The 19,801-nt window shown below is 34.4% G+C and carries 21 protein-coding genes; 9 read left to right on the forward strand and 12 right to left on the reverse strand.

Annotated elements, in window-relative coordinates:
- Positions 1-80 precede the first annotated feature (80 nt).
- The 7 genes from BTR34_RS13725 to BTR34_RS13750 all read right to left on the reverse strand — a co-directional run bounded on the left by BTR34_RS13725 (position 81) and on the right by BTR34_RS13750 (position 5,376).
- Entirely contained in the window at positions 81-305 is a 225-nt protein-coding gene (locus BTR34_RS13725; RefSeq protein WP_027064442.1) for a DUF2795 domain-containing protein, read from the reverse strand.
- A gap of 123 nt (positions 306-428) precedes the next feature.
- Positions 429-1,004, reverse strand: coding sequence for a cob(I)yrinic acid a,c-diamide adenosyltransferase (locus tag BTR34_RS13730; protein WP_068486377.1), 576 nt, complete (start codon positions 1,002-1,004; stop codon positions 429-431).
- 72 nt (positions 1,005-1,076) lie between these two features.
- Complete coding sequence (locus tag BTR34_RS18820; RefSeq protein ID WP_157483930.1) at positions 1,077-1,229, reverse strand: hypothetical protein; 153 nt, start codon at positions 1,227-1,229, stop codon at positions 1,077-1,079.
- A gap of 30 nt (positions 1,230-1,259) precedes the next feature.
- Positions 1,260-1,568: a hypothetical protein gene (locus BTR34_RS18825; RefSeq protein ID WP_157483931.1), complete on the reverse strand. Its 309-nt coding sequence runs from the start codon at positions 1,566-1,568 to the stop codon at positions 1,260-1,262.
- 318 nt (positions 1,569-1,886) lie between these two features.
- A complete protein-coding gene (locus tag BTR34_RS13740) occupies positions 1,887-2,147 on the reverse strand; it encodes a hypothetical protein (RefSeq protein WP_068486381.1) in 261 nt (86 codons plus the stop codon).
- A gap of 155 nt (positions 2,148-2,302) precedes the next feature.
- Positions 2,303-4,174: an ABC-F family ATP-binding cassette domain-containing protein gene (locus BTR34_RS13745; RefSeq protein WP_068486383.1), complete on the reverse strand. Its 1,872-nt coding sequence runs from the start codon at positions 4,172-4,174 to the stop codon at positions 2,303-2,305.
- 11 nt (positions 4,175-4,185) lie between these two features.
- Positions 4,186-5,376: a lipoprotein N-acyltransferase Lnb domain-containing protein gene (locus BTR34_RS13750; RefSeq protein WP_068486385.1), complete on the reverse strand. Its 1,191-nt coding sequence runs from the start codon at positions 5,374-5,376 to the stop codon at positions 4,186-4,188.
- 244 nt (positions 5,377-5,620) lie between these two features.
- Here BTR34_RS13750 and BTR34_RS13755 point away from each other — a divergent pair, with 244 nt between their 5' ends.
- Genes BTR34_RS13755 through BTR34_RS13785 form a run of 7 tightly spaced genes read left to right on the forward strand, consistent with a single transcriptional unit; the run spans position 5,621 to position 12,202 of the window.
- Positions 5,621-6,358, forward strand: coding sequence for a CDP-alcohol phosphatidyltransferase family protein (locus BTR34_RS13755; RefSeq protein ID WP_068486387.1), 738 nt, complete (start codon positions 5,621-5,623; stop codon positions 6,356-6,358).
- A gap of 27 nt (positions 6,359-6,385) precedes the next feature.
- Positions 6,386-6,898 (forward strand): DinB family protein, encoded by a 513-nt coding sequence (locus tag BTR34_RS13760; protein ID WP_068486566.1) that lies wholly within the window; start codon positions 6,386-6,388, stop codon positions 6,896-6,898.
- Positions 6,899-7,846, forward strand: coding sequence for a tRNA dihydrouridine synthase (locus BTR34_RS13765; protein WP_068486389.1), 948 nt, complete (start codon positions 6,899-6,901; stop codon positions 7,844-7,846).
- Positions 7,847-7,886: 40 nt separating this feature from the next.
- A complete protein-coding gene (locus BTR34_RS13770; RefSeq protein ID WP_068486391.1) occupies positions 7,887-10,067 on the forward strand; it encodes a B12-binding domain-containing radical SAM protein in 2,181 nt (726 codons plus the stop codon).
- A gap of 14 nt (positions 10,068-10,081) precedes the next feature.
- Positions 10,082-10,561, forward strand: coding sequence for a GyrI-like domain-containing protein (locus tag BTR34_RS13775; RefSeq protein ID WP_068486392.1), 480 nt, complete (start codon positions 10,082-10,084; stop codon positions 10,559-10,561).
- A complete protein-coding gene (locus tag BTR34_RS13780) occupies positions 10,558-11,841 on the forward strand; it encodes an MFS transporter (protein ID WP_068486394.1) in 1,284 nt (427 codons plus the stop codon). Before BTR34_RS13775 ends, BTR34_RS13780 begins: the two co-directional genes overlap by 4 nt.
- Positions 11,819-12,202: a DUF4345 domain-containing protein gene (locus tag BTR34_RS13785; protein ID WP_068486396.1), complete on the forward strand. Its 384-nt coding sequence runs from the start codon at positions 11,819-11,821 to the stop codon at positions 12,200-12,202. Before BTR34_RS13780 ends, BTR34_RS13785 begins: the two co-directional genes overlap by 23 nt.
- Before the next feature lie 13 nt (positions 12,203-12,215).
- On the opposite strand, the gene lptB is transcribed toward BTR34_RS13785, so the two are convergent.
- From lptB to BTR34_RS13805, 4 genes are read right to left on the reverse strand one after another with little or no spacing between them, the layout of a single operon-like run.
- Positions 12,216-12,956: an LPS export ABC transporter ATP-binding protein gene (lptB, locus tag BTR34_RS13790; RefSeq protein ID WP_068486398.1), complete on the reverse strand. Its 741-nt coding sequence runs from the start codon at positions 12,954-12,956 to the stop codon at positions 12,216-12,218.
- 57 nt (positions 12,957-13,013) lie between these two features.
- The gene (locus tag BTR34_RS13795; RefSeq protein WP_068486400.1) at positions 13,014-13,358 is read right to left on the reverse strand and encodes a carboxymuconolactone decarboxylase family protein; all 345 of its coding nucleotides are present in this window, start codon (positions 13,356-13,358) and stop codon (positions 13,014-13,016) included.
- On the reverse strand, positions 13,342-14,223 hold the full coding sequence (tatC, locus tag BTR34_RS13800) for a twin-arginine translocase subunit TatC (RefSeq protein WP_068486402.1): 882 nt from the start codon (positions 14,221-14,223) through the stop codon (positions 13,342-13,344). The genes BTR34_RS13795 and tatC overlap by 17 nt, the downstream gene beginning before the upstream one ends.
- Positions 14,223-15,200 carry a KpsF/GutQ family sugar-phosphate isomerase gene (locus BTR34_RS13805; RefSeq protein WP_068486404.1) on the reverse strand — a complete coding sequence of 326 codons (978 nt, stop codon included), beginning with the start codon at positions 15,198-15,200 and terminating at the stop codon, positions 14,223-14,225. The genes tatC and BTR34_RS13805 overlap by 1 nt, the downstream gene beginning before the upstream one ends.
- Before the next feature lie 173 nt (positions 15,201-15,373).
- Between BTR34_RS13805 and BTR34_RS13810 the strand changes: the two genes are divergently transcribed.
- Both BTR34_RS13810 and BTR34_RS13815 read left to right on the forward strand, forming a co-directional pair.
- A complete protein-coding gene (locus BTR34_RS13810) occupies positions 15,374-17,584 on the forward strand; it encodes a RecQ family ATP-dependent DNA helicase (RefSeq protein ID WP_197496197.1) in 2,211 nt (736 codons plus the stop codon).
- A 304-nt stretch (positions 17,585-17,888) separates the two neighbouring features.
- Positions 17,889-18,401 carry a fasciclin domain-containing protein gene (locus BTR34_RS13815; protein WP_068486406.1) on the forward strand — a complete coding sequence of 171 codons (513 nt, stop codon included), beginning with the start codon at positions 17,889-17,891 and terminating at the stop codon, positions 18,399-18,401.
- Between the two features lie 69 nt (positions 18,402-18,470).
- Here the strand turns inward: BTR34_RS13815 and BTR34_RS13820 are convergent, their stop codons facing one another.
- Positions 18,471-19,784 (reverse strand): carboxypeptidase-like regulatory domain-containing protein, encoded by a 1,314-nt coding sequence (locus BTR34_RS13820; protein WP_068486408.1) that lies wholly within the window; start codon positions 19,782-19,784, stop codon positions 18,471-18,473.
- Between the last annotated feature and the right edge of the window lie 17 nt (positions 19,785-19,801).

Raw genomic sequence — 19,801 nt, forward strand, 5'->3', positions numbered from 1 at the left:
TTTTACCTAATAACCTGTCAAAATTACATAAAAAAAAAGCCTCCGAGGAGACTTTTTATTAGTTATTATGATATCGAATATTAATATTCGTCCTCGTTCCAGAGGTAGTCTTCTTCCGTAGGGTAGTCAGGCCAAATCTCTTCGATAGATTCATATATTTCGCCACCTTCTTCTTCCATAGATTGTAAATTTTCTACGACTTCTAGAGGGGCTCCAGTTCTGATGGAGTAATCTATTAACTCATCTTTACTTGCCGGCCAAGGTGCATCACTTAAATAAGATGCTAATTCTAATGTCCAATACATAGTAATTGTTTGATTTTAATTTTTTGCAAAAGTAATTTTTAAATTGAGATTGCCAAGAAAATAATCATAAATCTCAATTTATTTTTATGATTATTAATTGATAACGAATAAATTACAGATTTATTAGCCCTTTTTTTTAGGAATCCATTTTATTTCACTCGCTTGTAAATCATTTGACAACTTTCGTGCCAATACAAAAATGTAGTCCGAAAGCCGATTTATAAATGAAAGTACAGAAACATCGAAAGGTTCATTTTCAAACAATAAAGTAGCCATGCGTTCTGCCCTTCTGCAAACGGTACGTGCTATATGACAGTATGACACTATTGTGTGTCCGCCAGGTAGAATAAAATGCGTCATTTGAGGTAATTGACTATCCATTTCATCTATCGCATCTTCTAAAAATTGGATTTCTTCAGTACCTACTTTAGTAATTTTTAAGCGTTGTTTGCCATTTTTGAGCGTTTCTTTTTCTGGGTCAGTTGCTAAAATTGCTCCTACCACAAATAAATGTTGTTGTATTAATATAAGTTGATCTTGATATCTTTTGTCAATATTTTGATCTCTAATAAGTCCTAACCAAGAGTTTAATTCATCTATTGTTCCATAGCTATCAATGCGAACATGATGTTTAGGTACTCGAGTACCACCAAATAGTCCGGTTGTACCGTCATCCCCTGTTTTGGTATATACTTTCATTTTTTAAATTGGATTAATGTTTTTGGTAAGGAATGTATTCCTTAATTGAGCTAGGTGAATGAGTTTTACGAACTATTGTTCGTTGTCTTTTTTTTCTTTCCTAGTATAATCACCCATAAATTTCCTTGATTTACGGTTATTTTTCTTGCCTCTACTAGTGATACGAATTGCTAAATAAATGGCAAATACCACTCCAAGGGTTATATAAATTGTATTATTGCTCATTAAGTATTGCTTTAGTTTAAAATTACTGGTTTAAATCCGTATTTTAAAATGTTCTTTTGCTTGTTCTTTTCTAAAAAACACGGCGCCGCAATAAAACATATCGATTGTGACCCTAACGTTATGTTCTGATTTTAAATTTTTCCAACTCTCTAGATTTCTTTTGTTTTTATGTATTCCGTCTAAAAGAAGCATGCGGTCATTTGATCCATTGCGGAAGTCTAAATTAATGTTGCTTAGGTCAGAGATATTTGCAAGGACAACGTCCGCATTGTTTTCAATAAATGAAATATCAGGGCAATGCCATTCAACGACTTCTTCGGATGCTTTATAATCTCCCACTAAAAAAATTGACTGGTATTTAAAATATGTTATGCTCTTAACCACCAATTTTAAAGATATTGGAAGCTTTAATTTCTTATTTTGATATAGACATTTTGTAATATAATCGTACACAAAGGGAGAATGAATTCCGTGTTGATTGTTTGCAGTTAGATAAAATTTAATAAACGATATAAAGCGAAACACTAGTTACTTTTTCAAATTTCACCAAAAGTAAAGATTGCGGTTGTATTTAGAATTGTAAAATTTAAAAAGTAGGTTTTGGTAAGAAATGGGGCAGGTATAAGATTGGGGTGTAAAGACAATTTAATTACTGAATTAAGAAAGTTTAGCGTTGTTCATTTTTGTTTTGAATTCTAAAGCGTTGATGATCCTGTTGTTTTTGTTCTTATATAACCTGGCAACTTCGATTTTATTTTGAGTTTCCATCATTGGAAAAAAAAATTCATTACTTTCAATTGTTTGAACCTTCTCAACTTGTACTGTTTCGATCACTACAGAAATATTCTCGTTGTTAGCTTGCGCTTGTACTAAAAAAGTAGTGAAGAAAAGAGCGGTTAAAAGAATAATTGATTTCATACTATTTGTTTTACACTGCTAAAGTACAAGCAAGCTCAAACATATTTCTTCACTTGTCGTTGGGCGTCATTTTACTATAGACGAATGGTAAAAACCATTCGTCTATTATTATTAGCGCAACTTAAAAATGTGAAGTCTGTGGTCTATAATATTGGTTAATCTTCCATTAAAGCAGAAAGCTCAAACCAACGTTCGGTTTTAGTTTCAATGGCATCGGTAACCTCTTTAAGTTCAATAGAAAGGTTCTTTATGTCATCTCCACTTAAAGAACTATCTGTAAATTTATCTTGTAAATTAACTTTCTCTTTTTCTAATTTCTGAATTTCACGTTCTAATTTTTTGTACTCCTGTTGGTCTGCATAAGAGATTTTTGGAGAAGCATCTGGTTCTTTCCAGCTGGTTTTAGTATTGCTTTGAACTTCCTTATGCTCTCTTTTTTCTTGAATTTGACTGTCTTCGTAAGCTCTATAATCTGAGTAGTTGCCTGGGAAATCCTCAACAACTGCATCACCTCTAAAAACAAATAGATGATCCACAATCTTATCCATAAAGTAGCGGTCGTGAGAAACGACCATTAAGCATCCTTGGAAATCCATTAAAAAGCTTTCCAATACATTTAGGGTTACAATATCTAAATCGTTAGTAGGCTCATCTAGAATTAAAAAATTAGGGTTTTGTATCAATATTGTACACAGGTATAGTCGCTTACGCTCACCACCACTTAACTTGTCTACAAAATCATATTGTTTTTTTCTATCGAATAAGAACCGTTCTAACAACTGTTGTGCAGAAATTTGTCTTCCTTTCATTAACGGAATGTAATCACCGAATTCACGAATAACATCAATAACCTTCTGCCCTGGCTTTATTTCAATTCCTTTTTGGGTGTAATAGCCAAATTTAATGGTGTCGCCTACAATTACTTTTCCACTATCTGGTTGATCTTGGCCACTTAGTATATTTAGAAAAGTAGATTTTCCTGTACCATTTTTACCAATAATTCCAATACGCTCTCCTTTTTGAAATACATATTCGAACTTGTTTAAAATGGGTTTATCCGGAAAGGATTTAGAGATTTTATGGAGTTCTAGAATTTTACTTCCCATACGCTCCATATTCAATTCTAACTGAACTTGGTGGTCTTTTCTACGCTGACTGGCTTTGTCCTTAATTACGGCAAAATCGTCTATTCTAGATTTAGATTTCGTGGTTCGGGCTTTTGGTTGCCTACGCATCCAATCTAATTCCTTCTTAAATAACAATTCTGTTTTATGCTGTTCTACGGCTTCTTGTTCTATACGGGCTTCCTTCTTTTCTAAGTAGTAAGAATAATTCCCTTTATACGGATAAAGTTTTCCATTTTCCAATTCTATAATTTCATTACAAACACGCTCTAAAAAGAAACGGTCGTGCGTTACCATGAAAAGGGTCATATTTTCTTTAGCAAAAAATTCCTCTAACCATTCGATCATTTCTAAATCTAAATGGTTGGTAGGCTCATCTAATATTAAAAGATCCGGCTTGTTTATTAGGGCATTTGCCAATGCCAAACGTTTCTTTTGCCCACCAGATAGTTTCCCCACTGTAGCATCTAAATCCTCTAATTTTAGTTTTGAAAGTATTTGCTTGTATTGGGTTTCAAAATCCCAAGCTTCAAAACGATCCATTGCCTCGAATGCTTTTTGGTAAGCATCCGCATCATCAGGATTTAAAAGTGCTTTTTCATAGTTCTCTAAAACTTTTAAAATTTCATTGTCCGAAGCGAAAATAGTTTCTTCCACAGTCAGTTTTGGGTCCATCACCGGCTCTTGTGCCAAAAAGGATACACGTGTAGATTTGCGGTAATTTACTTGTCCGCTATCTGGAGTGTCTGCACCAGATAATATATTAAGAATAGACGTTTTTCCCGTTCCGTTTTTAGCGATCAAAGCAATTTTTTGGTCTTTATTGATGCCAAAAGAAAGATTATCAAAAAGCACCAATTCGCCATAGGATTTCGAAATATTTTCAACGGTAAGTAAATTCATAAAAAGGTTCGCTAGATTTTTGTTTTTTTGGCTAATTCTTTACTCTTAAAGTAATATATAAGATATAGGTAACGTATAGCCAATGCTAGTAATATGATAATTAATAATATGGAGAACACCTGAACCTTAAATATCCACAGCATGCAAATAATGCCAAGTAATATGGTCAGAAATATATTGTACGTAATCATCCATGACGGAATCTTTTTTTTAATTAGTACAAATGCTATGACAATATTTGGTGCAAATGCCCAAAGGGAATTAAAGTTTGCTTTGGTCGCTAAATGATCTGTGGCAAACCAAAGGAATAGTATCAGCACACCAGCCAAACCTGTAGCTGCAAATAGCCCAAAGTCTAACCATTTATTTCTTCGTAAATTTTTATAATCGGTATAGGTAATATAACTAACCAATATCAGTAAAATACTAAGCCAAAATAAAGGAGTTAGAAATATTAAAGAGCGATATTCTTGTTCAGGAATATCTAAAATGACGGACTCACTTTTAACTATCGGCTTGCCGTCTAGTGTGGTATGTTTCATTTGTTCGTACACATAAATTGGTAAGAACAAATGTTCGTATGGGGTTGCTTCTCTGTCAATTACGGAGCCTAATGCAAGGTCAATACCAAAATTAGACCAGGTATTCGGATTCAATTTCAAACGGATCAACTCCCTAAATGTCAAGTGCTCTTTTAAGTAGTTATAATCGAATTTGAACTCATTTCCCAAAGTTTTTTCAAATACCATTGGTATTCTGGTGGCACAATTATCAAATAAGAAATCGTACTTGTATTTTTTGTTTTCAGGTAATAAGTTGCGCTCTAGAAAAGTGACAATCTGGTTGCGTTGTTCTAAGTCTACATCTAAAACTTGCTCTCTGATCCACCGTTTTTCTTGTTGGTATGAGTAATCGAAGTACTTAAAAGGAATTCTAGAAATGGTGTATGATAACTTACCTCTTGTGAAATTTAAATAGAAGTTTGGGTCTTCGAAATCATAGGTTCCATAACCGTAAACTTCATCGATACCTAGAGTTGGGTCTTGTAACCGTATAGCGCTATGTCCAAATTTGGCTGCTAAATCTTCACCTGTACCAACGGTTAATAAACTAATTTTTGATAATGGGGAGAGCTCTACATTTTGGGTGTGCCCCAAAAATAAAGTGAAAAATAGAATTAAAATTAAGATTCTTTTAAACATACTTCTACTAGCTCATAGCAGCTGCAAAGATGCGAATAATAAGATACTTAATTCCAAATGCTATTATAATTTACCATCGAAATTGGTATTGATTTTTAGTTCGACGGTAAAACTGGTTTTACTTTCTTGTTTTAAATCATAGAACCAAGAGAAATATCTTTATTTTTAACGCAGTTAAATAAGGAGTATTTTAAGATATATCCTTGCCCTATTAAAATGTACATACTGTTTAATTTAGATTCAAATGAAAAAGCATATACCTAATTTTATAACCCTTTTAAACGTTTTTTGTGGTTGCGTGGCTACTATGTTCGCTGTCATGAATAGATTGGAGCTTGCTGCACTATTTGTTGCGCTAGGTATTTTCTTTGATTTTTTTGATGGATTAGCGGCTCGTGTTCTGGATGTTAAAAGTGAATTAGGTTTACAGTTGGATTCTTTGGCCGATATGATTACTAGCGGATTAGTACCGGGTATTGTAATGTTTCAGTTATTGGCAATGGCGCAAACTAGTGGATGGGGTAACGGTTCCCACTTTTTTATGGAAGCGGGTGAATTTCAATATGATCACCTTATTCCATTTTTGGGTTTTATAATCACGATGGCCTCCGCATATCGTTTGGCTAAATTCAACATTGATGAAAATCAGACGTCGTCCTTTATTGGTTTACCAACACCTGCAAATGCGCTATTAATACTTTCATTGCCCCTAATCCTGTTATATCAAAATAATGATTTCTTAAATAGTATTATTCTTAATCAATGGTTCTTAATCTTTTTAACCTTGGTAAGTGCCTATTTATTAAATGCCAACTTACCCTTGTTTGCATTAAAATTTAAGAATACAAGCTTTAAGGATAATGCTATGCGTTACATCTTTTTGATCATTAGTTTTGTACTTATTGTAACTATGAAATTCATGGCTATTCCTTTAATTATTCTATTTTATGTAGTAAGTTCTGTCATACAAGAAAGACTTTAGATATATAACTATTTAGGATAGATGATTATGGAAAATGAAGAATATGAATATTGGTTAAGTGGTCCTTTACCAGGTGTGCCAGATTTGTTACAGCCTGCAGCACACGCATTGTTGCAATCTGAAAGAGAATTAAAAAAATACACTGCAGATTTCCCTAAAGAATTATTGTGGGCTAAAACGGCTGGTAGGGCTTCTGTTGGTTTTCATATGAACCATATTACAGGTGTGTTGGATCGTATGATGACCTATGCAAAAGGCGAATCACTATCAGATGAGCAGTTTCAATTCTTAAAAAAGGAAGGTGTTTTTAATCTCGATATCGAAATTGCCGATTTACAAGAGCAGTTTTCAGCTAAGGTTGCTGAAGCTTTAATCTATTTTAAAACAATACCAGAAGCTTCACTTACCGAAAAAAGGACGGTGGGCAGAAAGAAATTGCCATCTACCGTAATCGGACTATTATTTCACGCAGCGGAACATAACCAAAGACATATTGGTCAGTTGTTAGTTACCGTAAGCGTGCTTAAAGACAGATCTTAAATGAGTCATGTCACCTTATTATCATCCCCATTACAGGGTTTTACCGATTTTAGATTCCGCAATGCATTCCATAAATATTTTGGTGGCATCGATACCTTCTATGCACCATACATTCGGTTAAATGGTAAAATGGTGATTAAAAACTCGTATCAGAAAGATCTACAGCCGGAGAATAATACCACTTTAGAGGTTATACCGCAAGTAATGACAGGTGATGCCGATGAGTTTCTGTTCGTTATAAAGTATATACAAAGTTTAGGGTACAAAGAACTAAACTGGAATTTAGGTTGTCCGTATCCAATGGTAACAAAACAAGGCATGGGTAGCGGACTCATTTGTAATCCAGAAAAAATTGACCATATTTTACAGCGAGCCCATGAGGAAACCGATGTTGTGGTTTCTATGAAAATGCGAATGGGCTATGAGAATGCAGAAGAAATATTAAATGTTTTTCCAATTTTAGATAAATATCCACTGCGAAATATTGCTATCCACGCACGTATAGGAAAACAATTGTACAAAGGCGGCGTAGACCTTATTTCTTTTCAGAAGTGTGTTGAAAGCACCAAACATAAATTATACTATAATGGAGATATTACTACCGTTGCAAGGTTTCAGGATATGAAAGAACGTTTTCCTTCTATAGACCACTTTATGATTGGAAGAGGGTTAATTGCCGATCCATTTCTTCCAAGTATGATTAAAAATAATACCACTGAATACCCAAAAAACCGCTGGAAGATTTTCTCTGAATTTCATGATACTATCTACCAACAGTATGATGAGGCATTATCTGGGCCAACACCTATTAAAATGAAAATGCAGGGTTTCTGGGAGTATTTCGCTCATTCAACTTCTAATCCGCACAAGACTTTTAAGAAAATAAAAAAAGCAAATAATCCAAAGGCCTATCAGCAAGCGGTACGCGAGATTTTGAATAATGAGTAAAGTAACGGTTATCTTTGCAGCATTGTTTTAAAATAACTTTGTGAAAGACCTTCTTTTAATAACACCACCTTTTACCCAATTAAACACTCCCTATCCGGCAACGGCATATATTAAAGGGTTTTTGAATACGAAGGGAATTTCTTCTTTTCAGTCCGATTTAGGGATTGAGGTTATTTTGTCACTCTTCAATAAAAATACATTTCAGCAACTTTTTGATATGGCTTTTTCTTTGGATGCAATAGTGTCTGAAAACTGCAAAAGAATTTATGCCCTTCGTACTGATTATTTGAAAACGCTAGATGCCGTTATTCTTTTTCTACAAGGAAAAAATGACACATTGGCAAGGCAATTATGTACCGATAATTTTTTACCACAAGCTTCTCGTTTTGAACAGTTAGATGATTTGGAATGGGCTTTTGGAAATATGGGAATGCAAGACAAAGCCAAACATTTGGCGACTTTATATCTTGAAGACTTATCAGATTTTATTGTAGAATGTATAGACCCAAATTTCGGGTTCAGTCGATATGCAGAGCGACTTGGGCGTAGCGCAAATTCGTTTGATGAACTATATAATCACTTAAATGAAAAATCTACATTTATTGATGAATTAACCCTGAAATTATTAGCTAAGCAATTAGAAACAATACAGCCTAAATTGGTATGTTTTTCAGTGCCTTTTCCTGGTAATTTATATAGTGCTTTTCGCTGTGCGCAGTTTATAAAGGCTAAATATCCAGATGTGAAAATTGCTATGGGTGGAGGATTCCCAAATACAGAATTACGCAGCCTTACCGATGTTCGGGTGTTTGAATTCTTTGATTTTATTACCCTTGATGATGGTGAACTTCCGTTGGAGTTGGTGCATCAATATGTGGTGAATGGGGAAGGGGAATTAAAAAGGGCATTCATTTTAGAGAATAGTAAAGTAGTTTATAAAAATGATAGTTTAAGACAAGATTATAAACAGCAAGATGTTGGTACTCCAGATTATGCTGACCTTCAATTAACCAATTACATTTCGGTCATTGAAATTGCCAACCCAATGCATAGTTTGTGGAGCGATGGTCGTTGGAATAAATTGACCATGGCACATGGTTGCTATTGGGGTAAATGTACTTTTTGCGATATCTCTTTGGATTATATTAAAATATACGAACCTGTTGCGGCAAGTATTTTGGCTGACCGCGTAGAAACGTTGATGGAACAAACCGGGGAATCAGGATTTCACTTTGTTGATGAAGCTGCTCCGCCATCATTAATGAAAGCTTTTGCATTAGAAGTCTTAAAGAGGAATCTGACGATTACCTGGTGGACGAATATTCGTTTCGAGAAAAATTTTACACAAGATTTATGCCTTTTATTAAAAGCATCGGGTTGTATTGCGGTTTCTGGGGGATTGGAAGTAGCATCCGACCGATTGCTAAAACTGATAGACAAAGGTGTAACTGTAGAGCAAGTAGCCCAAGTAACACGAAATTTTACCGAAGCCAACATTATGGTGCATTCTTACTTAATGTACGGCTACCCAACACAGACTGTTCAAGAAACGGTAGATAGTTTAGAAATGGTTCGTCAGTTGTTTGAACTAGGAATAATACAATCTGGTTTTTGGCATCAGTTTGCATTAACCGCCCATAGTCCCGTTGGGCTGCATCCAGAAGAATACGGCGTACTGCCAGATTTGAAATCTATCAGCTTTGCCAATAATGACATTGATTTTATGGATAAAACGGGAGTTGATCATAGTAAGTTCAGTTTTGGGTTAACAAAATCGCTTTTCAATTTTATGCACGGCATCGGTTTCGACATGGGTTTACAAGAATGGTTCGATTTTAAGATTCCGCCATCAAACATATCCGCAGATTATATTTATAATTGCTTGCAGCAAGAAATTGTTCTGAATACGAAATCAACAGCAAAAATAGCTTGGATAGGTCCTATGCCCAGTACTGCCGAACGTGTTAAGAAGAAAAAAGGCGTAACATGGCAGCAATTAGTCTTAACTTTTCATACCAAGATGGATAGTTATGAAATTACTCTAGATAAAGACAAGGGAGAATGGTTATTGTCTGCTCTTAAATTATTAAAACCTGAAAATAAACCCGTAAGTTACGGGCAGTTGAAAAAGGATTACGAATCTCAATTAAGAGATTTTGAGCTGTTTTGGTATTCTAAGCAAGTAACAGGTTTACGTAATCAGGGATTATTAGTGCTATAAAAAATATTTATTTAATGACACCTAGAATTATTGATTTACAAACTAAAAACCTTCTGGGTCTTTCTCAACAAATGAGTTTGGTCGATAATAGAACTTTTGAGCTATGGAAGAATTTCAGAGCGCGTAGTAAGGAAGTATCAAAAAGATTGTCTGATGATTTTATTTCATTGCAAGAATATCCTAAAGATTATTTTAAGGAGTTTTCTCCCGTTAAAAAGTATGTAAAGTGGGCTTGTGTCGAGGTAGAAAATTTTGATTCTATTCCTGAAGGATTGAATAGGCTTGTTTTGGAGGGCGGACTTTATGCTGTTTTTAATTACCAGGGAACTTCAAAAAATGCACAGGCATTTTTTCAATATATTTATGGGGAATGGATTCCTAATTCTGATTATAATTTAGATGACCGTCCACATTTTGAAGTGCTGGGTGCCAAGTATAAAAACGATGATCCAAATTCAGAAGAAGAAGTTTGGATTCCAATAAAAGAAAAATGAAACAACCTGATAAAGCACCCTGGTATTATTTATTACTACTGATTTTAGCAGGGGAGAGCGTTTTTATTTTACCTTTTGTATTACAGCGAGTATTTAGACCAACAGTTTTAAAGGTTTTTGAACTTGATAATGTGTCGTTAGGACTTTGCTTTTCTGTGTATGGCTTTGTAGCCTTGGTTTCGTATTTATTAGGCGGACCATTGGCAGATAAATATCAACCTAGAAAGTTAATTGCCATTGCCCTTTGGATGACTGCATTAGGCGGACTAGTTTTTGCAACATTTCCAGATTACTTTACCTTGCAGGTGCTCTACGGTTTCTGGGGATTTACTACCATTTTTCTTTTTTGGTCACCGATGATTAAGGCTACCCGGGTTTGGGGCGGTCAAAGTTCTCAGGGTAAAGCGTTTGGACTTTTAGATGGTGGTAGGGGATTGGTAGGCGCACTATTTGGTACGTTGGGCGTACTTGTTTTTTCTTATTTTATGTCGGCGGATATAGCTGTTGCGACCTTAGAGGAAAGTAGGTTTGCTTTTAGGTATGTAATTTTAATATCAGCTGGTATTGTTGCATTGGTAGGTTTTTTGGTGTGGGTGTTCATGAAATTACCTAAGGGTCTAGAGAAAGAAATTGTTGTTGATAGAATTACTACTTCCCAAATAAAAGAAGTTTTACGTTTGCCGTCCGTTTTATTACTAATGATAATAATTCTTTGTGCATATGTTGGGTATAAAATCACTGATGTTTTTTCGCTTTATGCTCAAGATGTTATGTCATATAATGAGGTGGAATCCGCAGAAGTAGGTACATTTTTGTTGTTCGCTAGACCTATAGTTGGTGTTTTTATTGGGATAAGTGCAGACCGTTCTAGACCAAGTCTATTTTTGTTAATAGGATTTATTATCGCGTTGATTGGGTCGTTAATTTTTGCTTCGGGAATTATTTCAGAGGTTTCTTATTTTATGTTTTTATTCTCGATTATGATTGTAGCATTAGGCGTATATGCTATTCGCTCTTTATACTTTGCAGTTATGCAGAGTGGTAAAATTCCATTAATACTTACAGGTACTGCAGTGGGCTTAATTTCATTGATAGGCTATACTCCAGATATTTTTGCTGGTCCGGCAATGGGATATTTATTAGATGCTTCACCTGGACTAAAAGGTCATCAACATGTATTTTATATGTTAGCTGTATTTTCTTTTATTGGTGGTATAGCGGCGTTCAGATATTTTCAACTCTATGGTAAACCATTTAATGACCACACCAAAAAACCTTAATTTATTTTTATCTGGAATTGTAGTCATCATCGCTGGTGTTGTCTACGGTGGTCACCCTACTTATATTATGCCAGAACTTTTGGGTTTTGAAGTGATAGATTTAGAACTAAAGAATATGCTACGTGCGGTAATGGGAATTTATATAGGTGTGGGGCTGTTTTGGGTGTTAGGCTCGATAAAAGCGGAACTTTGGTATGGTGCAACGCTATGTAATGTGCTTTTTATGGGTGGAATTTCTTTTGGTAGAATAGTAAGTACACTTTTTGACGGTATATCGCCACTATTCACTCCTGCTTTAGTATTAGAATTATTATTCTTTGTATGGGGATGGTATAATCTAAAAACATTCAAAGAGTTTTAGAAAGTGATATTTTCTAAAAATCCAGTTTCTTTTTACGAAGTTCAAAATTTTGACCTAGATACACTTTACGTACCATTTCGTCCGCAGCCAAATCTTCAGGGATACCAGATTTTAAGATTCCACCTTCAAACATTAAATAAGAACGTTCCGTAATAGCAAGTGTTTCCTGAACGTTATGATCGGTAATAAGAATACCAATGTTCTTATTCTTTAACTGCGCTACTATACGTTGAATGTCTTCCACAGCCACAGGGTCAACCCCTGCAAATGGTTCATCAAGCAAAATAAATTTTGGATCGGTCGCTAAAGCTCTGGCAATCTCTGTACGTCTACGCTCACCACCGGATAACAAATCCCCACGGCTCTTACGAATATGACCTAAACCAAACTCTTCTATAAGCGACTCCATTTTCATGTGTTGCTCTTTTTTGCTCAACTTGGTCAACTGAAGTACGCTTAAAATATTTTTTTCAATACTTAGTTTTCTAAAGACCGATGCTTCTTGTGCCAAGTAACCAATACCATTTTGGGCCCTTTTATACATAGGGAATTTGGTAATCTCCATATCATCTAAATAGATGCTGCCTCCATTAGGTTTTATTAGACCAACAATCATGTAAAATGAGGTGGTTTTACCGGCACCGTTTGGTCCTAGCAGACCTACAATTTCTCCTTGGTTTACCTCAAGGGAAATTCCTTTTACCACCCTACGACCTCTGTAGGACTTCATTATATTGTCGGCACGTAACTTCATGGTTTCAAATCTATTGGTTATTGGGCTGTTAGAAAAGTAATTAGGGATTATTTAACCTTATTGATTTTCTAATTCTTCCCAATATTCATACGCTCTTCTTAAATGCGGTACTACAATAGTACCGCCAACTAACGTGGCAATACCTAAGGTTTCCATAATTTCCTCTTTGGATGCTCCTTGGTTATATGAGCTTTCTAAATGGTATTTTACGCAATCATCACAGCGTAAAACAGCTGAGGCAACAAGACCTAATAATTCTTTTGTTTTAACATCTAATGCACCGGCTGCGTAAGCATTGGTGTCTAAATTAAAAATGCGTTTTATAATTTTATTGTTGTCGGCCAACAGCTTTTCGTTCATCTTAGAACGATAGGCATTAAATTCCTCAATTTGGTTTGACATTTTTATTTGCTTTTTTTTCCTTTTCAGCTTTTCTTCTTTCCTTTCTTAACACCATTGCAGATATATAGATGCTTATTTGGTATAAAAATATTACCGGTATAGCAACTATAATTTGACTGGTAACGTCTGGTGGTGTAATTACTGCAGAAAGTATCAGAACAATTACCAACGCAATTTTTCTATACTTCTTCATCAATTCAGGAGTGACCAAACCAACCTTGGTTAAAAAGAAAATGATGATAGGTAACTCGAATAAAATACCACAAGCGAGTACAGATATTTTTAACGTGCCTATGTAAGAATCTAAATCGAATTCATTTAAGACAGACTCACTAACAACATAAGATCCTAAAAAGTTTATAGAAAGTGGTGCTACTATGTAGTATCCGAATAATACACCAATAAAAAATAAGAAAGAGGCTATTAGTATAAAACCACGAGAATTCTTGCGTTCGTTAGCGTGGAGACCCGGACTTATAAATTTCCACATTTCATACAGGACATAGGGGAAACCAACTATAAACCCTGCCCAAATTGAGGTCCAAATATGGGCCGAAAATTGCCCGCCCATTTCACGGCTCTGAATAGAAAAAGGGAATTCATCACCACAAAATGAGGAATCTATTACTGTAAAAGATTGAATTTGGTTCAACCAATTGGCTATGCTGCAAAAAAAGCGATAGGTAGGAAAGTCCATGTTTTTAGGACCGAAAATGATAGTGTCAAAAATGAAACCTTTCATTAAAAACGCGAAACTCCCAATAATAACAACTGCTAAAGTGGAACGAATTAAATGCCATCTTAACTCTTCAAGATGGTCTAAGAACGACATCTCATCGGGAGACTTTACTGCTTTTTTAGCCATTATATAATTCCTTCGTTTATTAAATTGTGTAAATGAATAACACCAACATAGGTGTCACTATCCATGACCAATAATTGAGAAATACCTTTTTTTTGCATATGTTCTAAAGCTTTAATTGCTAAAGTGTTTGCAGATATTGTCTTTGGATTACTTGTCATAATATCCTTTGCAGTTAAATCTTTTATGTTATCATGCTTATTAAGCATACGTCTTATATCTCCATCTGTTACGATACCTACAACTTTTTTGCCATCAAGAACAGCGGTGACACCAAGCATTTTTTTAGAGATTTCTACAATTACTTTTTTAACTTCTTCATCTTTTTGTACCTGTGGTACTTGGTTCTTGCTTACCAAGTCGGCAACCCTTAAATATAATCGCTTACCTAAAGACCCACCAGGATGGTATTTTGCAAAATCAGAACTGCTAAATCCTTTTATTTCTAATAAAACAATTGCCAAGGCATCGCCCACGACTAATTGAGCAGTAGTACTCGTAGTAGGTGCTAAGCCATTAGGGCAAGCTTCTTTTTTTACAAAGGTGTTAAGGATAAAGTCGGCTTGTTTTGCTAAAAAAGATTCCATATTACCTGTCATAGCAATTAACTTATTTGTTCCTCTTTTAATAAGTGGAACTAACATTTTAATCTCTGGAGTATTGCCACTATTAGAAATGCAAATAACCACATCATTATCTTGAACAGTTCCTAAATCTCCGTGTATGGCATCGCCGGCATGCATAAAAATTGCAGGTGTACCTGTAGAATTTAAAGTGGCGACAATTTTTGTAGCTATGATAGCACTTTTGCCAATACCAGTAATTATTACACGACTTTTTGCATCAATAATACAATTGACAGCATCTGCAAAATCTTTGGTAAGTAGTGTTGAAAGGTGCGCAATAGCATCACGCTCAATTTCTATAGTTTTTTTTGCTAGGTCAATAATGGTGTCGGTCGCTATCAATCTATTATTCAAATTTTGGATTGTATTCCTAAAAGAATGTATTATCTTTAAAAGAACAAAATTAAACAAACTTAATTTTAAATGCTGATTATCCTTTAAGAATTTAGAATAGTCTAATTAGGAAAATAATAATTTTGTTGCCTAAAGAGTTTTAATATAAATAGTACTCCCATTAAAAGTAAAATGTGACACACAGTAAAGATTTTAAAAATATAGATTTACATTCCTCATTAAAAAAACATTTTGGTTTTTCTCAATTCAAAGGACTTCAAGAAGAAGTAATAAAGAATGTTTTAAAACGGAATAATACTTTTGTGATTATGCCCACTGGTGGAGGAAAATCACTTTGTTATCAATTACCAGCACTTATGCAAGAAGGTACTGCTATTATAGTATCTCCTTTGATAGCCTTAATGAAAAACCAAGTAGATGCCATTCGTGGCGTGTCTGCTGAGGTAGGTATTGCCCATGTTTTAAATTCCTCATTGAATAAAGGCGAAATAAAACAGGTAAAACAGGATATTACCAATGGCATAACCAAGTTGTTGTATGTAGCTCCTGAATCGTTAACTAAAGAAGAAAATGTTGAGTTTTTACGCTCGGTCACTATTTCATTTATGGCTGTAGATGAAGCCCATTGCATTTCTGAATGGGGGCACGATTTTAGACCTGAGTACCGTAACCTTAAATCAATTGTAGAGCGTTTAGGAGATAATATACCAATAATTGGCCTTACCGCTACGGCTACACCTAAAGTACAAGAAGATATTATAAAGAATTTAGGTATAGGAGGAGCTAAGTTGTTCAAGGCTTCTTTTAATAGGCCAAACCTTTTCTATGAAGTACGCACAAAGACCGATAATATTGAAGCTGATATCATAAGATTCGTTAAACAAAATTCGGGAAAGTCGGGTATAATTTATTGCCTTAGCCGCAAGAAGGTTGAAGAATTGGCGCAAGTTTTACAGGTTAACGGTGTAAGCGCTGTGCCGTACCATGCAGGTTTTGATGCAAAGACAAGAGCAAAGTATCAAGATATGTTCTTAATGGAAGATGTAGATGTAGTAGTCGCAACTATAGCTTTTGGAATGGGTATTGACAAGCCAGATGTTAGGTTTGTAATTCATCATGATATTCCTAAAAGTATTGAAAGTTATTACCAAGAAACCGGGAGAGCTGGAAGAGATGGAGGGGAAGGACACTGTTTAGCGTATTATTCATACAAGGATATAGAAAAACTAGAAAAGTTTATGTCAGGCAAACCTGTTGCAGAACAGGAAATAGGTAACGCATTGCTACAAGAGGTTGTTGCATATGCCGAGACGTCTATGTCGAGGCGTAAATTTATGCTCCATTATTTTGGCGAGGAATTTGACGACGTAAACGGAGAAGGGGCAGAAATGGATGATAATACCAGAAACCCTAAAGAGAAAGAAGAAGCAAAAGATGATGTTGTAAAACTTTTAAAGGTAGTTCAAGGCACTAGCGAAAAATTTAAATCTAAAGAGGTTGTAAATGCGTTGCGTGGTAAAATGAATGCAATAATTTCATCTCATAAAACAAATGAAAAAAACTTTTTTGGAATTGGTTCCGATAAGGACAAAAGTTTTTGGATGGCATTAATTCGCCAAACTTTGGTTGCAGGACTTCTGCGAAAAGAAATTGAACAATATGGTGTATTACATGTAACAGATAATGGTGCTTCTTTTTTAAAGGCTCCTGTTTCGTTTATGATGACAAAAGACCATGTTTACAATGCGGAAAATGACAATGCAATAGTAGGAGCAGCAAAGTCTGGCGGTGTAGCTGATGAGCGTTTGTTGAAACAATTAAAAGATTTAAGAAAGGCACAGGCCAAAAAAATAGGGGTTCCACCATTTGTAGTGTTCCAAGATCCTTCTTTGGAAGATATGGCCTTGAAATACCCTATTTCCCATGAAGAATTATTAAATGTACATGGAGTTGGTGAGGGTAAGGCTAAAAAATATGGTAAACCATTTATTACGTTTATAAATGCCTATGTAACAGAAAATGAAATTATACGTCCAGATGATTTGGTGGTTAAAAGTACCGGTGCAAACTCTGCTTTAAAACTTTATGTAATTCAGAATGTAGATAGGAAATTACCATTATCTGATATTGCTTCTTCTAAAGGATTGGAAATTCCTGATTTAATAAAAGAAATGGAACAAATTGTTTATAGTGGAACAAAACTAAATATTAACTATTGGATTGATGAAATCTTAGATGAGGATCAACAAGAAGAAATTCATGAGTACTTTTTGGAAGCTGATACCGATGATTTAGAGAATGCAATGACAGAGTTTGATGGCGATTATGAAGAAGAAGAACTACGTTTATACCGATTAAAGTTTATAAGTGAAGTTGCGAATTAATTTTAATATTTATAAATAAAGAATCCATTAACCTTATTAGTTAGGTTGATGGATTTGTTTTTTTAGAGTCTAGGCTAAATAGAAATGAATATTCTGTTTGTGCTAGACCTTTTTATTGATATTAGGTGATATGTAAATTGAAAAATTTCATTTTCCTTTATATATTATTCAGAATATTATATTTAAGTGCTTGATTTTCAAATATTTAATTTTTGTTTAACTTTTTTATCAAAAATTTAAACAAAAATTAAGACTATTACTTGTAGTTCCTTTATACTTTTACAGAAATCTAAAAAAAAGAACTATGAAAATTTTAAAAATTACACTGGTAAGCGCTATTGCATTATTTGTAACAAACATTTATGCGCAGTCAGAAACTATTGTTGGTGTGGCAGCGGGAAATGAGAATTTTACAACCTTGGTTGCTGCAGTAAAAGCTGCTGATTTGGTAGAAACATTAAATAGTGAAGGTCCGTTTACTGTTTTTGCTCCGGTAAATAGTGCTTTTGAAGCACTGCCAGCTGGCACTGTTGACACATTGTTAAAGCCAGAAAGTAAAGATGCATTAACAGGTATATTAACTTATCATGTGGTTGCTGGAAAATATATGGCTGCTGATGTTGTAAAGGCTATCAAAGGTAACAATGGTGCTTTTCCTGTTAAAACTGTACAAGGGGGAACAATTATTTTATCATTGAATGGAGATAAAGTAATGATGAAAGATGAAAAAGGAAATATGTCTACTGTAATTATGGCAGACGTAGCTGCAAGCAATGGTGTTATACACGCTATTGATACTGTTTTAATGCCCAAGTAATTATATAATTTCCCCCAAAATAAAAGCCCATCTATAAAATAGATGGGCTTTTTATTTCAATTATTTTATTTATGGTATAGATGTGCCATCAGTATCAAGTTTACCTCTACGCAATTGCCTTTGAATTTTTTTAATGGCAGATTCAATTGATTTTTCAGGTTCTATTATATTGTATTCACCCCAAAAATTTGGGTCTGCAAAGCCAATGGCTTCGTCGCTTAAAATAATTGACGATTTAATCCTATCCTTTGATTTTGGTATATAATTATCAATGTTTTTATCCCAATCTGTAACGGCCATTTCGCAGCTCATACTATAAACAGAGTTAAATAGGCGTTTATCCCAATTAATTTTGAATTCTAAAAGTACATTGCTGTACCCGTAGTACCATTTTCCATTTTTCTCGCGATAATCTACTCTATAGGATACCTCTGTTGGCCAAACTTCTGCATTTTTAGGTTTTCTACGTACAAACATTTGTGACGCTAATCTTCTATCTGTAATGTTTAATGAGTACACTGCACTAGTTAATATTTTGTTCTTTGCGTCTATATATAATTTTCCAGTATACAAGGGGTCTAAGATTTCATCTTTTTGTTTAAAATCAATAACATAAATTAATTGGTCGTTAACCCTTGTTGATGTGTCAAAAGAAAAATCGTAATAAGAAATCGTTTCTGGAGTAAAAATATAATCGGGATACTTAACCATGTCAACAAACAAAGTATTAAAGGGGCCTCCTTGTAATTTCAAAGCAACAGTATCTAGCTTGTTATAATCTGTGCTTTTTCTTGCCTTATAAAGCTCTAATGCATCACTTTTATTAGAGGAATATGGTGCTTTATAAATATTTACCACGGCTTCCGAGAGGCTAACATTAGTTCTTCTTTTTTTAATGGTTTCTCTATAAAAAGCGGTCATGACCGTACTTTCGTTTAAATAATTATTTCCCTTTTTATCTAAGGTTTCCATTACCAGTTTTTGGGCATTATTAGGTGCGTCTATTCTTGCTTCTGATAAAGCCATTATAAATTCATCCATTAGAATCTTATTGTCATTTTTATCCAATTGTGCTAATGGAATCATTCTTGTTTTATAACCTAAAAAGCCAATTATGAGATTGCCATTTGCCTCATCGATAGGCACCTTCAGAGAAAATTCTCCCTCAGAATTTGTAATGGTACTGTGATTAGTGTTTTCTATGGTTAGCGATGCGAATATTAAAGGCTTTTTAGAGTTTGAATCCAATATTTCACCCGTATATTCTACAAAGCTGGAACTTTGGGCATAAACATGGGCGGCACCTGCGATAGCAAATAGAACTAGTGTTAAAAATAATTTAGCTATATAGTGTCCTAATATAGTGGATCGTTCCTTTTTCATAACGTTATTTTTTTATA

The organism is Maribacter hydrothermalis (genome assembly GCF_001913155.1).
GTDB classification, from domain to species: domain Bacteria; phylum Bacteroidota; class Bacteroidia; order Flavobacteriales; family Flavobacteriaceae; genus Maribacter; species Maribacter hydrothermalis.

Coding starts and splice junctions, on each gene's coding strand:
- BTR34_RS13725 (WP_027064442.1), bottom strand. CDS start 305: ATGTATTGGACATTAGAATTAGCATCTTATTTAAGTGATGCACCTTGG.
- BTR34_RS13730 (WP_068486377.1), bottom strand. CDS start 1,004: ATGAAAGTATATACCAAAACAGGGGATGACGGTACAACCGGACTATTT.
- BTR34_RS18820 (WP_157483930.1), bottom strand. CDS start 1,229: ATGAGCAATAATACAATTTATATAACCCTTGGAGTGGTATTTGCCATT.
- BTR34_RS13740 (WP_068486381.1), bottom strand. CDS start 2,147: ATGAAATCAATTATTCTTTTAACCGCTCTTTTCTTCACTACTTTTTTA.
- BTR34_RS13745 (WP_068486383.1), bottom strand. CDS start 4,174: ATGAATTTACTTACCGTTGAAAATATTTCGAAATCCTATGGCGAATTG.
- BTR34_RS13750 (WP_068486385.1), bottom strand. CDS start 5,376: ATGTTTAAAAGAATCTTAATTTTAATTCTATTTTTCACTTTATTTTTG.
- BTR34_RS13755 (WP_068486387.1), top strand. CDS start 5,621: ATGAAAAAGCATATACCTAATTTTATAACCCTTTTAAACGTTTTTTGT.
- BTR34_RS13760 (WP_068486566.1), top strand. CDS start 6,386: ATGGAAAATGAAGAATATGAATATTGGTTAAGTGGTCCTTTACCAGGT.
- BTR34_RS13765 (WP_068486389.1), top strand. CDS start 6,899: ATGAGTCATGTCACCTTATTATCATCCCCATTACAGGGTTTTACCGAT.
- BTR34_RS13775 (WP_068486392.1), top strand. CDS start 10,082: ATGACACCTAGAATTATTGATTTACAAACTAAAAACCTTCTGGGTCTT.
- BTR34_RS13780 (WP_068486394.1), top strand. CDS start 10,558: ATGAAACAACCTGATAAAGCACCCTGGTATTATTTATTACTACTGATT.
- BTR34_RS13785 (WP_068486396.1), top strand. CDS start 11,819: ATGACCACACCAAAAAACCTTAATTTATTTTTATCTGGAATTGTAGTC.
- lptB (WP_068486398.1), bottom strand. CDS start 12,956: ATGAAGTTACGTGCCGACAATATAATGAAGTCCTACAGAGGTCGTAGG.
- BTR34_RS13795 (WP_068486400.1), bottom strand. CDS start 13,358: ATGTCAAACCAAATTGAGGAATTTAATGCCTATCGTTCTAAGATGAAC.
- tatC (WP_068486402.1), bottom strand. CDS start 14,223: ATGGCTAAAAAAGCAGTAAAGTCTCCCGATGAGATGTCGTTCTTAGAC.
- BTR34_RS13815 (WP_068486406.1), top strand. CDS start 17,889: ATGAAAATTTTAAAAATTACACTGGTAAGCGCTATTGCATTATTTGTA.
- BTR34_RS13820 (WP_068486408.1), bottom strand. CDS start 19,784: ATGAAAAAGGAACGATCCACTATATTAGGACACTATATAGCTAAATTA.